Below are 15,178 nucleotides of genomic sequence, written 5' to 3'. Positions count from 1 at the left end.
ACATTTTTGTGTTAAACATTACAATCTACGATTTTATTATTGGGGAATTTTCATTAAAACGCCATGAGCGACGACCATCCTTCAAGTAACGATAGCCCTGATCCTAAGAAAGGTTTTTTTGCGCTTCTTAATCAGCTTTTTCACGGCGAACCTAAAAACCGTGATGATTTAGTGGAATTAATCCGTGATTCTGAGCAGAATGACCTCATCGATCCTGATACCCGAGAGATGCTCGAAGGGGTAATGGATATCGCTGACCAACGCGTGCGTGACATTATGATCCCACGCTCACAAATCGTTACCTTAAAACGCAATCAACCTCTGGACGAATGTCTGGATGTTATTACCGACTCTGCCCACTCGCGCTTCCCTGTGATTAGCGAAGATAAAGATCACATTGAAGGTATACTGATGGCAAAAGATCTATTGCCATTCATGCGTACAAACGCAGAGCCTTTCAGTATTGATAAAGTGCTCCGCCAAGCTGTCGTGGTGCCGGAAAGCAAACGAGTTGATCGCCTGCTCAAAGAGTTCCGTTCCCAACGCTATCACATGGCGATTGTGATCGATGAATTTGGTGGTGTTTCCGGACTTGTTACCATTGAAGATATTCTTGAGCTGATTGTGGGTGAAATAGAAGACGAATATGATGACGAAGAAGATAATGATATTCGTCCGTTAAGTCGTCATACCTATTCGGTTCGGGCATTGACTCAAATTGAAGATTTCAATGACGTGTTCGGTACCCATTTCAGTGACGAAGAAGTTGATACCATAGGCGGACTGGTTATGCAGGCATTTGGTCATCTTCCTTCCCGTGGTGAATCCATCACGATTGATGACTATCTTTTCAAAGTGGCAATGTCTGATAGCCGTAAAATCATTCAGGTGCATGTTAAAATACCGAATGATGCTGAAGTTCCTAAACTCGATAAACAATAATAGGATCTGAATGAACAAAGCCTCATTAATGAGTTGCCAGCGGCTGCGGGTGGTGCTGGCACTTCTTTTCGGAGCCAGTGGAACGCTGGCTTTTTCACCTTTTGATCTTTGGCCCGCCGCTCTCATTTCTCTCTTTGGCCTGCAAATCCTGACATTAAACAGAACGACCCGTCAGGCTTTTTTTATCGGCTTATGTTGGGGGCTTGGTTTATTCGGCAGTGGCGCGAACTGGGTTTATGTCAGTATCGCCAATTTTGGGGGAATGCCAACCGCCGTTAATATTTTCCTGGTATTCCTGCTATCTGCTTATCTTGCCCTTTATCCTGCCCTATTTGCAGGTTTGCTGGACCGCTTTTTTCCCGTAGCCAATCTCATCAGATTAGTGATTGCCGGCCCGGCACTGTGGCAATTCACTGAATTTTTGCGGGGCTGGGTATTAACGGGTTTTCCATGGTTGCAATTCGGCTATAGTCAGATTGATGGCCCAATGAAAGCCATCGCACCTGTTTTGGGTGTGGAAGGCATTACTTTCATGTTGATGGTAATCAGTGGGCTACTGGTTTTTGCCGTTGCCCACAAAAAACCGTTATCCGCTGCCATTGCCATGATCCTGTTGCTGTTGCCATGGCCCATGAAGCACTACCAGTGGTATACCTTGCTACCAGAAAAAAACACCAATATTGCATTGGTTCAAGGCAATATTCCCCAAGATCTGAAATGGGAACCTGATGCACTTCAAAATACGCTGGATATTTACCTGAATGACAGTTTTCCTTTCATTGGCAAGGCTCAAATCATCATCTGGCCAGAATCCGCCATCCCCGATTCTGAATATAACCAGCATTATTTCCTCGCCCAACAGGATGCATGGCTAAGGCGGCACAATACCAGCCTTATCACCGGCATTGTTGATGTCAGACCGGCATCAAATGGTCACAAATTCTATAACAGCGTGATCGTTTTGGGTGACAAAACGCCTTATCAATACCCTGCCCCTATTCGCTACGACAAACATCATCTCGTACCGTTTGGTGAATTTGTGCCTCTGGAATCGATATTGCGCCCATTGGCTCCCTTGTTCAATTTGCCAATGTCATCATTCAGCCGTGGTGACTACATCCAACCGCAGCTCTCTGTGGCAGGGCATAATATTACTGCTGCTATCTGCTACGAGATTATTTTGGGTAAACAAGTCCGGGATAATTTTAAACCCGATACAGAATTTCTGCTGACCGTGTCGAATGATGCCTGGTTTGGGCGCTCTATCGGCCCATGGCAACATTTCCAGATGGCCAGAATGCGTGCCCTTGAACTGGGTCGCCCCTTACTAAGAGGCACGAATAACGGTATCACCGCCGTCGTCCGGCCAGATGGTTCTGTTCAGGCAGAAATCCCGCAATTTACACGGCAGGTATTGAATGCCAATGTCACACCAGCTACAGGAATAACACCTTATTTTCGGTTTGGTGACTGGCCAGTATGGGGAGCCACAGTATTGTTTCTCATTTTTGCCTTTTTGCGTAACTTTAGGAAAGTTTAATTTCCTATTTTCAGCATTGTCATTACCTGCATAGTCATTAAATGAAATCAGGGTATAAATAAAATACCCTGATTTCACAATTAATTAACAAAATACTCTTCCTAGACAATTTCAGTAGAAAAAATCAACTATCCAATCAATAAAACCAGTCATTAAAAAAATAAAGAGAAATAGTCTTTTTATTGACAAAGATAAAATATATTAATCCAAATAGTTCAAAATGTGAACGACATTCAATATTATTCACTTTCATCATGTTTAAGTGCAATTGTTTATTTATAGTGCGAAGTATGTCGCGAAACGGAAACATTATGGTTTCAAAAAAGCAACATAATGAATTACTTTTTCACATTGTATAAACAAAATGATTCAGGAAATCGTTTCGATAAACAATTTTCTTCATCAACGTAGTTATCTGCAACAAAACCCTATTTCGTAAAAAAATAATCAAATAAAGGAGTTGTATATGCGTAAGTTGGTGTTAACCGTCGCGTTACTGAGCGCAACAGGAGTTGTTCACGCGGAAGAATTAACCGGAACACTTAAAAAAATCAAAGAGAATGGTGTTATCTCTATCGGTCACAGAGAGTCTTCTGTTCCTTTTTCTTACTACGATAATCAGCAAAATGTCGTTGGCTATTCCCAGGATTACTCCAACCTCATTGTTGATGCCGTGAAGAAAAAACTGGATATACCTAACTTACAGATCAAACTGGTGCCGATTACCTCTCAGAACCGTATTCCTCTGTTGCAAAACGGGACATTTGACTTTGAATGTGGTTCTACCACCAACAACCTTGAGCGACAAAAACAAGCGGCATTCTCCAACACAATTTTCTCCGTTGGTACTCGCCTCCTGACAAATAAAGATTCAGGTATCAAAGGATTTGGCGACTTGGCCGGGAAAAATGTCGTTGTAACCTCCGGTACGACATCTGAAATTCTGCTGAATAAACTCAATGATGAGCAAAAAATGAAAATGCGCATCATCAGTGCAAAAGACCACGGTGATTCATTCCGTACATTGGAATCAGGTCGTGCAGTCGCATTTATGATGGATGATGCATTACTTGCGGGTGAACGTGCAAAAGCGAAAAAACCGGATCAGTGGATCATTGTTGGCAAAGCACAATCCGAAGAAGCATATGGTTGTATGCTGCGCAAGAATGATCCTCAATTCAAGAAGTTGATGGATGATGTCATTGTGAAAGTACAAACCTCTGGCGAAGCAGAAAAAATGTTTGATCGCTGGTTCAAAGAACCCATTCCTCCCAAAAATCTGAACCTGAACTTCGGCATGTCAGATGAGATGAGAGCATTATTTAAGTCACCAAACGATAAAGCTTTGGATTAACACTGAAAATTCCCGATTTCATTGGCAAGATGGGTGTGAGGTAGCCGTTCCCTACCTCATTTTTTTAGCTCGTTTTTGACTTAATTTATTAAAAAAATGGATCGTTTTTAGGCGTTACAGCCAACCCCCACCTCAGGGAGCACGGTTATGTCTGTTGATTGGAATTGGGGCATCTTTTTACAAGCTGCCCCTTTTGGTAATACCACCTATTTAGGGTGGCTGATTTCAGGTTTTCAAGTGACAATCGCTCTTTCTATCTGTGCTTGGGTGATTGCACTTGTTGTTGGTTCATTGTTCGGCATTCTCCGCACTGTTCCGAATAAATTTCTTTCTGGGCTTGGAACTTGCTACGTTGAGTTATTCCGCAACGTTCCACTCATTGTCCAGTTTTTTACGTGGTATCTGGTCGTACCAGAATTTCTGCCAAAAAACTTAAGCAATTGGTTCAAAATGGAATTGGACCCCAATATTCAATTTTTTATTTCTTCTGTCTTGTGTCTGGGATTATTTACTGCCGCCCGTATATGCGAACAGGTTCGTGCTGCCATTCAGTCTCTTCCAAGGGGGCAAAAAGCGGCCGGGCTGGCAATGGGGTTAACTTTGCCACAAACCTACCGTTACGTGATGCTGCCAAATGCCTATCGGGTGATCATTCCTCCCATGACCTCTGAAATGCTCAATCTGGTAAAAAACTCAGCTATCGCTTCCACCATAGGTTTAGTTGATATGGCAGCACAGGCCGGTAAATTGCTGGATTATTCAGCACATGCTTATGAATCATTCACCGCGATCACTTTGGCTTACATGGGGATTAATCTCGTTATCATGCTACTTATGAGCATGCTTGAGAAAAAAGTGCGTTTACCGGGCAACTTGGGGGGACGATAAGAAATGTATCAGTTTGACTGGAGTTCTATCATACCCAGCCTGCCCTTCCTTCTGAACGGGTTGGTAATCACGCTTAAAATTACCGGCATCGCCATTATCGTCGGTATCGTCTGGGGCACGATCCTGGCAATGATGCGCCTCTCATCCGTCAAGGCATTGAGCTGGTTTGCAGCCTTGTATGTTAACCTTTTCCGCTCAATTCCTCTGGTGATGGTTCTGTTATGGTTCTATCTAATAGTGCCTAACTTATTGCAAAATGTTCTAGGTATATCACCAAAAACCGATATCCGTTTGATTTCCGCGATGGTAGCGTTTTCGCTCTTTGAAGCGGCTTATTATTCCGAGATTATCCGGGCTGGTATCCAGAGTATTTCCCGTGGTCAATCATCAGCGGCTTTGGCGCTGGGGATGACGAATATGCAAAGCATGCGTCTGGTTATTTTGCCACAGGCATTCAGGGCAATGATCCCATTACTATTAACGCAAGGCATTGTATTATTCCAAGATACTTCTTTGGTATATGTGCTGAGTCTGGCGGATTTTTTCCGTACAGCGACAAATATTGGTGAACGAGACGGTACTCAGATTGAGATGGTTCTGTTTGCCGGGTTGGTTTATTTTGTGATTAGTTTCTCCGCGTCTATGCTGGTTAACTACTTAAAGAAAAGGACTGTTTGATGATTTCCCTGAAAAATGTATCCAAGTGGTATGGCCAATTTCAGGTTTTGACTGATTGTTCGACTGACGTCAAAAAAGGCGAAGTAGTCGTCGTCTGTGGGCCTTCTGGTTCTGGAAAATCCACGCTGATAAAAACGGTCAACGGACTTGAACCTGTTCAACAAGGTGAAATTCTGGTAAACGGAACACAAGTTAATGATAAAAGAACAAATCTGGCACAATTACGTTCTAAAGTAGGAATGGTATTCCAGCATTTTGAACTGTTTCCTCACCTTTCTATCATTGAAAACCTGACACTGGCACAAGTAAAGGTATTGAACCGGGATAAAAAAGCCGCCACAGAAAAAGGGCTGAAGCTGCTGGAGCGTGTTGGATTAGCCAGTCATGCCAATAAATTCCCGGCCCAACTTTCTGGTGGTCAGCAACAACGTGTTGCCATAGCCCGCGCACTTTGCATGGACCCCATTGCCATGCTATTTGATGAACCAACTTCTGCACTCGATCCTGAAATGATTAATGAAGTGCTGGACGTGATGGTTGAACTGGCAAAGGAAGGCATGACCATGATGGTGGTTACCCATGAAATGGGCTTTGCCAAAAAAGTAGCACATCGGGTTATTTTCATGGATGAAGGAAAAATTGTCGAAGACAGTAAAAAGGAAGATTTCTTCGCTAATCCAAAATCAGAACGTGCCCGGGATTTTCTGGCAAAAATTTTGCACTGATCCTCTTCGTCGGCGGATGGCTACGCAGCCGCCGACCTTGAATTTCCCCAAAAATAGATAATTTTCAGCATTCCGGCTTTAACAAGAGTTGTTGCGCCTGTCCCTTATCAGCTATGCTATGGAGTCTTAGATTTCATAAACAACCATGCTCGCTAAAGGCGTAGCTTTATTTCACCATAGGATCATCGGTGCCATGCAAGAACAATATCGTCCAGAAGACATAGAGCAACAAGTCCAGCTTCATTGGCAAGAGAAGCAAACGTTTAAAGTGACAGAAGACAACAGTAAAGAAAAATATTACTGCCTGTCCATGCTGCCTTATCCTTCTGGCCGACTACACATGGGTCATGTCCGTAACTACACTATTGGTGATGTAATTTCCCGTTATCAGCGTATGCTGGGTAAAAATGTGCTGCAACCTATCGGTTGGGATGCATTCGGCCTGCCAGCAGAAGGTGCTGCGATAAAAAATAATACCGCTCCAGCGCCTTGGACTTATTCCAATATCGAGTACATGAAAAACCAGTTGAAAATGCTGGGCTTCGGCTATGACTGGGATCGTGAAGTCACAACCTGTACACCAGAATACTATCGCTGGGAACAGTGGTTCTTCACTAAATTGTACGAAAAAGGTCTTGTATACAAAAAAACCTCTGCGGTTAACTGGTGTCCACATGATCTGACCGTTCTGGCAAATGAGCAGGTTATTGATGGTTGCTGCTGGCGTTGTGATACTCAGGTTGAGCGTAAAGAGATCCCTCAGTGGTTCATCAAAATTACCGCTTACGCAGAAGAACTGCTAAACGATCTGGACAAGCTGGAAGATTGGCCTGAGCAGGTCAAGATCATGCAGCGCAACTGGATAGGCCGTTCTGAAGGTGTTGAAATCACGTTTAATGTTGCTGACAGTCAAGAAAAACTCACTGTTTACACAACTCGCCCAGACACTTTCATGGGGGCAACCTATGTTGCTGTAGCAGCGGGCCATCCTCTGGCTAAGCAAGCGACTGAAAACAATCCGGCATTGGCCGAGTTCATTAATGAATGTCGCAATACCAAAGTTGCTGAAGCTGATATGGCGACAATGGAGAAAAAAGGCATGTCAACGGGCATGTTCGTGATTCATCCATTGACCAATGAAAAAATCGCTATCTGGGTTGCTAACTTTGTTCTGATGGAATACGGCACTGGTGCGGTAATGGCTGTTCCTGCACACGATCAACGTGACTGGGAATTCGCGACCAAATATAACCTGCCGATGAAAGCCGTGATTCTGGATAATGACGGTAATGAACCAAACATTCAAGAAGCCGCACTGACAGACAAAAATGCCCTGTGCAACTCCGGTGAATTCGATGGATTGAGCAATGAAGAAGGTTTCAATGCCATTGCTGATAAATTGGTTTCAATGGGGGTAGGCCAGCGCAAAGTCAATTACCGCCTGCGTGACTGGGGGGTTTCCCGCCAACGTTATTGGGGAGCGCCAATTCCGATGGCAACACTGGAAGACGGCACTGTCGTTCCAGTGCCAGAAGATCAGCTGCCGGTTGTTCTGCCTGAAGATGTTGTGATGGATGGCATTACCAGCCCAATCAAAGCTGATCCGGAGTGGGCGAAAACCACGATCAATGGTCAGCCGGCACGGTTTGAAACAGATACCTTTGATACTTTCATGGAATCTTCCTGGTATTACGCACGCTATACTTGCCCTGATTATGATAAAGGCATGCTGGACCCGGCTGCGGCCAACTATTGGCTGCCAGTAGATCAATACATCGGTGGTATTGAACATGCGATAATGCACCTGATGTATTTCCGTTTCTTCCATAAACTGATGCGCGATGCCGGCATGGTCAACTCAGATGAACCGGCTAAACATCTGCTGTGCCAGGGTATGGTTCTGGCTGATGCGTTCTATTACACCGGCAACAGTGGCGAAAAAGTCTGGGTTTCCCCGGCTGACGTCACAGTTGAGCGTGATGACAAAGGCCGCATCGTGAAAGCAACGGACCAAGAAGGCCATGAACTGGTTTATACCGGCATGAGCAAGATGTCCAAATCGAAGAATAATGGTATCGATCCACAAGTTATGGTCGATAAGTACGGCGCTGATACTGTCCGTTTGTTCATGATGTTTGCGGCGCCGCCAGAGCTGACTCTGGAATGGCAGGAATCTGGCGTTGAAGGTGCTAACCGCTTCCTGAAGCGTGTATGGCGTCTGGTTTATGAGCACAGCGGCAAAGGGGCAACCCAGCCGCTGGATGTCAGCAAATTGACGGCTGAACAAAAAGATCTGCGCCGTGATCTGCACAAAACCATCGCAAAAGTCACCGATGATATTGGCCGGCGTCAGGCATTCAATACCGCTGTTGCTGCAATCATGGAGCTGATGAACAAATTGACTCGCTCTCCGCAGGAGACTGAGCAAGATCGCGCCCTAATGCAAGAAGCGCTGACTGCGATTGTTCGCATGCTTTCCCCTATCACGCCGCACGTTTGTGTCGTTATGTGGAAGGCGCTTGGCAATAGCAATGACATTGATATTGCAGCATGGCCAGAAGCAGATGAACAGGCAATGGTTGATGATACTAAACTGGTCATCATCCAGATCAACGGTAAAGTTCGTGGCCGTATTACTGTACCGGCAGATGCAACAAAAGAACATGTTCAGGAAATGGCAACACAGGAATACGGTGTATCCAAATATCTTGAAGGTGTCAGTATTCGCAAAGTCATCTATGTTCCGGGTAAGTTGTTGAACCTGGTTGTTGGCTGATAACAGGAGGCCCTGTTTGTGGTAGAAAATAATCTGCGACATCGTATTATCACGTTGTTACTCGGTTTGGCGGTGCTAGTCACCGCCGGCTGCGGCTTTCATCTCCGAGGTACAACACAAATACCCAAAGAGCTGCAAATATTGCAACTGAGCTCAGGTGACCCCTACGGGCCGCTGGCACGGGCAATGCGTCAACAGCTTCGCCTGAATAATGTCACTATTATTGATCACGGTGATGCTTCAGTACCTATCCTGAAACTTATGGGGGACAGTGAAAACAAAGAAACAGTCTCCGTTTTTCAGGATGGTAAAGCCGCAGAGCGCCAATTAGTGCTGAACGTTGATGCTCAGGTTCTGATGCCTGACGGCAGTATCTATCCACTGCGGGCAAGGGTTGATCGCTCTTTCTTCGATAACCCTTTGGAAACATTGGCAAAAGATGCAGAAAATGAACTCGTCAAACAGGAGATGCGTGAGCAAATAGCCCATCAACTTATACGTCAACTGTTGACTATTCATAGTGCAGAACTTCTGAAAGCGGAAGAAAAACAGAAAACTGCGACTACATTGAAACAATGATTCGACTTTATCCTGAACAACTCCTCTCGCAGCTCAATGAAGGGCTGCGAAACAGCTACTTGCTCTGGGGCAATGAGCCTTTGCTTTTACAAGAAAGCCAAGACAACATTCGCAAGGTGGCTGAACAACACGGTTTTTTGGAGCATTTTACTTTCGCACTGGACAACCATACTGATTGGGATGAAATTTTCAGTTTATGCCAATCACTCAGCTTGTTTGCCAGTCGCCAGTTACTCATTCTTCTACTTCCAGAAAATGGCCCCAATGCCGCCATCGCTGAACGGTTGACCAAGCTATCAGAGTTATTGCATCCGGATATCTTGCTGGTATTACGCGGGCACAAACTGACAAAAGCGCAGGAAAATAGCCCGTGGTTTCAGGCTTTCGGCAAAAATGGCGTCTATGTCAGTTGCTTGGCCCCAGAACAAAGTCGCCTGCCGCAATGGGTTTCACAGCGTGCCAAAAATATGGGGCTGTCTCTGGAAAATGAGGCCAACCAGCTTCTGTGCTATTGCTATGAAGGAAATTTACTGGCTCTGTCTCAGGCATTGGAACGCCTTTCTTTGCTCTACCCCGATAGCCGGCTGACACTTCCTCGTGTTGAAGAGGCGGTGAATGATGCCGCTCATTTTTCCCCCTACCATTGGGTTGATGCCCTGCTGGCAGGCAAAATAAAACGAGCATGGCATATACTTAAGCAGCTTCGGCAAGAAGAGAGTGAACCGGTTATTTTACTTCGTACTGTGCAGCGAGAACTGATGCTACTTCTGATCATTAAACGCCGAGGAAAAACCGTGCCCTTGAAGACGTCGTTTGATCAGCACAAAATCTGGCAAAATCGCAGGCCTTTGTTAACTGCGGCATTACAGCGTATTTCACAGCAAGAACTGCAATCTGCCATACACTTACTGACCCAGATGGAACTGCGTGTCAAACAGGATTATAGCCAATCCATTTGGGCTGATCTGGAAACGCTTTCCATGCTGCTATGTGGAAAACAATTACCAGGGAGTTTCTTGAATGACTGATAATCTCGACCCAATCACACCTCTTAAGCCAACAACCGACAACAATTTACCCGTTATTCAGGCACTGTTCGGCGGCACATTTGATCCTATTCATTATGGTCATTTACGCCCGGTAGAAGTATTGGCGCAACAAGTCGGGCTAAAACAGGTTATTTTATTACCCAATCACGTTCCGCCCCATCGCCCTCAACCTGAAGCCACTGCCCGGCAACGTTTGGAAATGGTTCATCTGGCGATTCAGGACAAACCTCTTTTTACCGTGGACAGGCGAGAATTAGACCGTCAAACCCCCTCTTATACGATAGACACCTTGAAATCCTTCCGGCAGGAGTTGGGAGAACAATGCCCATTGGCCTTCATTATCGGTCAGGATTCATTACAAACTATCCATACCTGGTATAAATGGGAAAAACTGCTTGATAATTGCCATTTGCTGGTTTGTTCCCGTCCGGGCTATGAAAGCAAGCTTTCAACACCAGAAATGCAGCAGTGGCTTGAACAACACCAAATTGATACGCCAAATCTATTGAGCCAAAAACCACACGGTTATATTTATTTAGCGGCCACTCCATTATTAAATATCTCAGCAACAGAGATTCGCCTACGTCAACAGCAGGGTCTAAGCTGTAATGATCTGCTCCCGCCATCAATACAAGATTATATTGATTCACAGGGACTTTATCGACAGTAAGGGGAACATGCGTGGTTTGTCGTTAAGTTGTTTACTATTACTGAGATTGGCATGTTATTATTCTGCGTTACTTATCCCATTTTTATGAAATAAAGGTGATCCTTTTGCAAGGCACAGAACTACAACAATTTGTTATTGATAAACTTGAAGATTCCAAAGCACAGGATATTGTTTCTATAGACGTTCGCGGAAAATCCAGCATAACTGATTGCATGGTTATCTGTACCGGAACATCAAGCCGCCACCTGATGTCTGTGGCAGATAATTTGATTGATGATTGCCGCGAAGTAGGCATTATGCCTTTAGGTGTTGAAGGACAAGGTATTTCAGACTGGATAGTTGTGGATCTTGGGGAAATCATGATTCATGTGATGCAGGAAGACAGCCGCCGCATGTACGAATTAGAAAAACTCTGGAGTTGAGTTTGAAGCTACAATTGGTCGCTGTAGGAACAAAAATGCCGGACTGGGTTCAGACCGGCTTCACTGATTATTTAAATCGTTTTCCCAAGGATATGCCTTTTGAGCTGATTGAAATTCCAGCCGGAAAACGAGGTAAGAATGCTGATATCAAACGTATTTTAGAAAAAGAAGGCGAACAAATGCTTGCTGCCGTTGGAAAAGGCAACCGCATTGTCACGCTGGATATTCCGGGCTCTCGCTGGGATACGCCGCAATTAGCACAACAACTTGAACGATGGAAATTAGATGGCAGAAATGTCAGCTTGCTGATTGGCGGCCCTGAAGGCCTGGCACCTGCCTGTAAAGCCGCAGCAGAACAAAGCTGGTCGCTTTCTCCTCTGACTATGCCACATCCTCTTGTTCGTGTTTTGGTTGCAGAGAGCCTTTATCGAGCGTGGAGCATAACGACTAACCACCCTTATCACCGGGAATAAATCTAGGGTAATCTATCACCGTGAATTCTGGCAATGGGATGAAGAATAAACGAACGCCTTTTCGTGATCATTCGGCTGAATCAGCCTTGTTTATACGTCGCTCACTTGTGGCGTTTATGGGTATTATTATTTTAACAGGTATCCTGATTGCCAACCTTTATAACCTCCAGATCACCCGCCACGAAGATTACCAAACCCGCTCGAACGGGAACCGAATTAAACTCGTTCCCATAGCCCCGAGCCGGGGCATTATTTATGACCGCAATGGTACACCTCTGGCAACAAACCGGACGATTTATCAATTGGAAATTGTGCCGCAAAAGGTTGCCGATCTCGATAAGACATTGGAAGAGTTGCGTTCTGTTATCGGGCTGACTGATGAAGATATTGAAGCCTTCAAAAAAGAGCGTCAACGGGCACGCCGTTTTACTTCGATTCCGTTGAAAACATCACTGACACAAGTTCAGGTCGCCCGATTCTCTGTCAATCAGTACCGTTTTCCGGGGCTGGAAATCAAAGGCTATCAACGCCGCTATTATCCTTATGGTTCAGCATTGACCCATGTCATTGGCTATGTAGCCAAAATCAATGACAAAGATGTGGAACGTCTCGATAAAGAGGGCATTTTGTCAGACTACGCGGCGACTCATGATATCGGCAAATTAGGTATTGAGCGTTATTATGAAACCACTCTCCATGGCAAACCCGGTTATGAAGAGGTCGAAGTCAACAATCGCGGCAAAGTCATCCGGCAATTGCATGAACAGCCACCACAAGCAGGTAAAGATATTTATTTATCTATCGATTTAGAACTGCAAACCTATATCGAAGAAATACTGACAACCAGCCGTGCAGGTGTTGTGGTTACCGATCCCCGCACCGGGGAGGTTTTGGCTATGGTATCCAACCCGAGTTACGATCCAAACCTCTTTGTCGACGGAATTTCCAGCAAAGATTATAGCGCCTTGCTCAACAACCCAAACCGGCCCCTGATCAACAGGGCTACCCAAGGTGCTTATCCTCCGGCATCAACGGTGAAACCTTTTGTTGCTTCCGCAGCCCTCAGCAGTGATGTCATCACAAAGAATACAACAATATTTGATCCCGGCTGGTGGCAATTACCAGGTTCTGAACAACGTTACCGTGACTGGAAACGCTATGGCCACGGAAAATTGAATGTCCATAAAGCGATTGTTGAATCTTCGGATACTTTTTTCTACCAAGTCGCCTATGACATGGGTATCGATAAATTGTCAGAATGGATGTCAAAATTTGGCTATGGTCAATTTACCGGAATTGACTTAAAAGAGGAAAGTCCGGGTAATATGCCAACCCGTGAATGGAAGCTAAAACGCTATAAAAAACCGTGGTATCAAGGAGATACTATTTCCGTAGGTATCGGGCAGGGATATTGGACTGCAACGCCTATGCAAATGGTGAAGGCCTTGATGATATTAATCAATGATGGCGAAGTGAAAACACCGCATTTCTTGATGAGTACGCGCGTCAACGGTGAAATGCATCCCTATCACCCGCCAGTCAGTGAGCCGATTGGGGATATTCACTCCGGCTATTGGGAAATCGCCAAAGATGGAATGTATGGCGTTGCCAACGCCCCCAATGGTACAGCCCGCCGGTTCTTTGCCGGAACACGGTATAAAGCAGCCGCCAAGTCAGGTACGGCTCAGGTTTTCCGTTATGAAACCTATAATGCGAGCAAACTTGCTGAACACTTGCGGGATCATAAGCTAATGATTGCTTTTGCACCTTATGATAATCCGACTGTTGCGGTTTCTATCATTCTGGAAAATGGGGGTTCAGGGCCACCTGTCGGTACAGTTATTCGTCAAATTCTGGACCACATTTTACTCAGGGATAATCAAGCGGCCCAGCCTGCCGCGACGCCAGCAACGCCCGGAATACCGGCTGCCAGAACATAAATTAAATTGAGTAAGACGATGACAGATTCTCAAACCAAAATTCCTTTTTGGACCCGAATGCACATAGATATTCCACTGCTTCTGTGCGTGATGGCATTACTGGCCTATAGCCTTTTCATTATGTGGAGTGCCAGCGGGCAAGATGTCGATATGATGGAGCGTAAAGTAGGACAGGTTATCATGGGGCTGATAGTCATGATTGTCATGGCTCAGATCCCTCCACGCATATATGAAAGTTGGGCTCCTTATCTCTATATTGTCTGTGTCATACTGCTTATTTTGGTTGATGTGTTCGGGCAAATCAGTAAAGGAGCCCAGCGCTGGTTAGATTTGGGCGTTGTCCGATTTCAGCCCTCAGAAATTGCTAAAATTGCCGTCCCTTTGATGGTCGCCCGTTTTATGAATCGCGATCTTTGTCCACCTTCATTAAAAAATACCGGCATAGCGTTATTCCTGACTTTTTTACCAACACTGCTTGTGGCTGCACAACCCGATTTAGGGACATCCATTTTAGTGGCTGCTTCTGGTCTGTTCATTCTGTTCCTGGCAGGAATGAACTGGCGATTAATTGGCATAGCTGCCCTATTAGTGGCCTGTTTTATTCCTATACTGTGGTTTTTCCTGATGCACGACTACCAGCGTGACCGTGTCATGATGTTACTTGATCCTGAAAGTGACCCTCTGGGCAAAGGCTACCATATCATCCAATCCAAAATTGCCATTGGCTCAGGTGGGTTATTTGGAAAAGGTTGGCTGCAAGGGACACAATCACAACTTGAATTCCTTCCTGAACGACATACCGACTTCATATTTGCCGTTTTGGCTGAGGAGTTAGGGCTCATAGGCGTTCTTGTACTGCTCGGGCTTTATTTAATGGTCATCGTGCGCGGCCTGTTTATTGCTGCCAAAGCCCAAAATACATTCGGGCGAGTGATGGTCGGTGGGTTAATATTGATTTTATTTGTTTATGTTTTCGTAAATATTGGCATGGTAAGCGGTATCCTGCCAGTCGTTGGCGTCCCCCTTCCCCTCATTAGCTACGGGGGGTCCGCATTAATTGTCTTAATGGCAGGTTTCGGCATTATTATGTCGATACATACACATCGTAAATTATTGTCCAAAAGTTTATGAGGAAGAAGTTT

14 protein-coding genes are annotated in these 15,178 nt (G+C 45.1%); all 14 read left to right on the top strand.

Going from position 1 to position 15,178, the window contains the following annotated elements; all coding sequences use genetic code 11:
• The first annotated feature begins 63 nt into the window (after positions 1–63).
• Positions 64–942 carry a CNNM family magnesium/cobalt transport protein CorC gene (gene corC / locus Xsze_RS11365; RefSeq protein ID WP_038238792.1) on the top strand — a complete coding sequence of 293 codons (879 nt, stop codon included), beginning with the start codon at positions 64–66 and terminating at the stop codon, positions 940–942.
• 10 nt (positions 943–952) lie between these two features.
• Entirely contained in the window at positions 953–2,482 is a 1,530-nt protein-coding gene (lnt, locus tag Xsze_RS11360) for an apolipoprotein N-acyltransferase (protein ID WP_038238789.1), read from the top strand.
• Positions 2,483–2,942: 460 nt separating this feature from the next.
• Entirely contained in the window at positions 2,943–3,836 is an 894-nt protein-coding gene (locus tag Xsze_RS11355; RefSeq protein ID WP_038238786.1) for a glutamate/aspartate ABC transporter substrate-binding protein, read from the top strand.
• Positions 3,837–3,983: 147 nt separating this feature from the next.
• Entirely contained in the window at positions 3,984–4,724 is a 741-nt protein-coding gene (locus Xsze_RS11350; protein ID WP_038238782.1) for an amino acid ABC transporter permease, read from the top strand.
• 3 nt (positions 4,725–4,727) lie between these two features.
• Positions 4,728–5,402 carry a glutamate/aspartate ABC transporter permease GltK gene (gltK, locus tag Xsze_RS11345; RefSeq protein ID WP_038238779.1) on the top strand — a complete coding sequence of 225 codons (675 nt, stop codon included), beginning with the start codon at positions 4,728–4,730 and terminating at the stop codon, positions 5,400–5,402.
• Entirely contained in the window at positions 5,402–6,127 is a 726-nt protein-coding gene (locus Xsze_RS11340) for an amino acid ABC transporter ATP-binding protein (protein ID WP_038238776.1), read from the top strand. The genes gltK and Xsze_RS11340 overlap by 1 nt, the downstream gene beginning before the upstream one ends.
• A gap of 193 nt (positions 6,128–6,320) precedes the next feature.
• Positions 6,321–8,903 (top strand): leucine--tRNA ligase, encoded by a 2,583-nt coding sequence (leuS, locus tag Xsze_RS11335; protein ID WP_038238773.1) that lies wholly within the window; start codon positions 6,321–6,323, stop codon positions 8,901–8,903.
• A 33-nt stretch (positions 8,904–8,936) separates the two neighbouring features.
• On the top strand, positions 8,937–9,482 hold the full coding sequence (lptE, locus tag Xsze_RS11330) for an LPS assembly lipoprotein LptE (protein WP_167331010.1): 546 nt from the start codon (positions 8,937–8,939) through the stop codon (positions 9,480–9,482).
• Positions 9,479–10,510 (top strand): DNA polymerase III subunit delta, encoded by a 1,032-nt coding sequence (gene holA, locus Xsze_RS11325; RefSeq protein ID WP_038238768.1) that lies wholly within the window; start codon positions 9,479–9,481, stop codon positions 10,508–10,510. Before lptE ends, holA begins: the two co-directional genes overlap by 4 nt.
• A complete protein-coding gene (gene nadD, locus Xsze_RS11320) occupies positions 10,503–11,201 on the top strand; it encodes a nicotinate-nucleotide adenylyltransferase (protein ID WP_051462406.1) in 699 nt (232 codons plus the stop codon). The genes holA and nadD overlap by 8 nt, the downstream gene beginning before the upstream one ends.
• Before the next feature lie 95 nt (positions 11,202–11,296).
• Positions 11,297–11,623: a ribosome silencing factor gene (gene rsfS, locus Xsze_RS11315; protein ID WP_084616252.1), complete on the top strand. Its 327-nt coding sequence runs from the start codon at positions 11,297–11,299 to the stop codon at positions 11,621–11,623.
• Positions 11,624–11,625: 2 nt separating this feature from the next.
• Entirely contained in the window at positions 11,626–12,096 is a 471-nt protein-coding gene (gene rlmH / locus Xsze_RS11310; protein ID WP_038238766.1) for a 23S rRNA (pseudouridine(1915)-N(3))-methyltransferase RlmH, read from the top strand.
• Between the two features lie 38 nt (positions 12,097–12,134).
• Positions 12,135–14,036, top strand: coding sequence for a peptidoglycan DD-transpeptidase MrdA (gene mrdA, locus Xsze_RS11305; protein WP_038238763.1), 1,902 nt, complete (start codon positions 12,135–12,137; stop codon positions 14,034–14,036).
• Between the two features lie 18 nt (positions 14,037–14,054).
• Positions 14,055–15,167: a peptidoglycan glycosyltransferase MrdB gene (gene mrdB, locus Xsze_RS11300; RefSeq protein ID WP_038238761.1), complete on the top strand. Its 1,113-nt coding sequence runs from the start codon at positions 14,055–14,057 to the stop codon at positions 15,165–15,167.
• Positions 15,168–15,178: the final 11 nt, after the last annotated feature.

The sequence above is a fragment of the Xenorhabdus szentirmaii DSM 16338 genome (genome assembly GCF_002632585.1).
Classification (GTDB): domain Bacteria; phylum Pseudomonadota; class Gammaproteobacteria; order Enterobacterales; family Enterobacteriaceae; genus Xenorhabdus; species Xenorhabdus szentirmaii.
This window is presented reverse-complemented; position numbering and strand designations above follow the sequence as displayed.

What these genes read in the sequence shown, in the direction of transcription:
- corC (WP_038238792.1), top strand. Translation starts at nt 64, where the DNA reads ATGAGCGACGACCATCCTTCAAGTAACGATAGCCCTGATCCTAAGAAA.
- lnt (WP_038238789.1), top strand. Translation starts at nt 953, where the DNA reads ATGAACAAAGCCTCATTAATGAGTTGCCAGCGGCTGCGGGTGGTGCTG.
- Xsze_RS11350 (WP_038238782.1), top strand. Translation starts at nt 3,984, where the DNA reads ATGTCTGTTGATTGGAATTGGGGCATCTTTTTACAAGCTGCCCCTTTT.
- gltK (WP_038238779.1), top strand. Translation starts at nt 4,728, where the DNA reads ATGTATCAGTTTGACTGGAGTTCTATCATACCCAGCCTGCCCTTCCTT.
- Xsze_RS11340 (WP_038238776.1), top strand. Translation starts at nt 5,402, where the DNA reads ATGATTTCCCTGAAAAATGTATCCAAGTGGTATGGCCAATTTCAGGTT.
- leuS (WP_038238773.1), top strand. Translation starts at nt 6,321, where the DNA reads ATGCAAGAACAATATCGTCCAGAAGACATAGAGCAACAAGTCCAGCTT.
- holA (WP_038238768.1), top strand. Translation starts at nt 9,479, where the DNA reads ATGATTCGACTTTATCCTGAACAACTCCTCTCGCAGCTCAATGAAGGG.
- nadD (WP_051462406.1), top strand. Translation starts at nt 10,503, where the DNA reads ATGACTGATAATCTCGACCCAATCACACCTCTTAAGCCAACAACCGAC.
- mrdA (WP_038238763.1), top strand. Translation starts at nt 12,135, where the DNA reads ATGAAGAATAAACGAACGCCTTTTCGTGATCATTCGGCTGAATCAGCC.
- mrdB (WP_038238761.1), top strand. Translation starts at nt 14,055, where the DNA reads ATGACAGATTCTCAAACCAAAATTCCTTTTTGGACCCGAATGCACATA.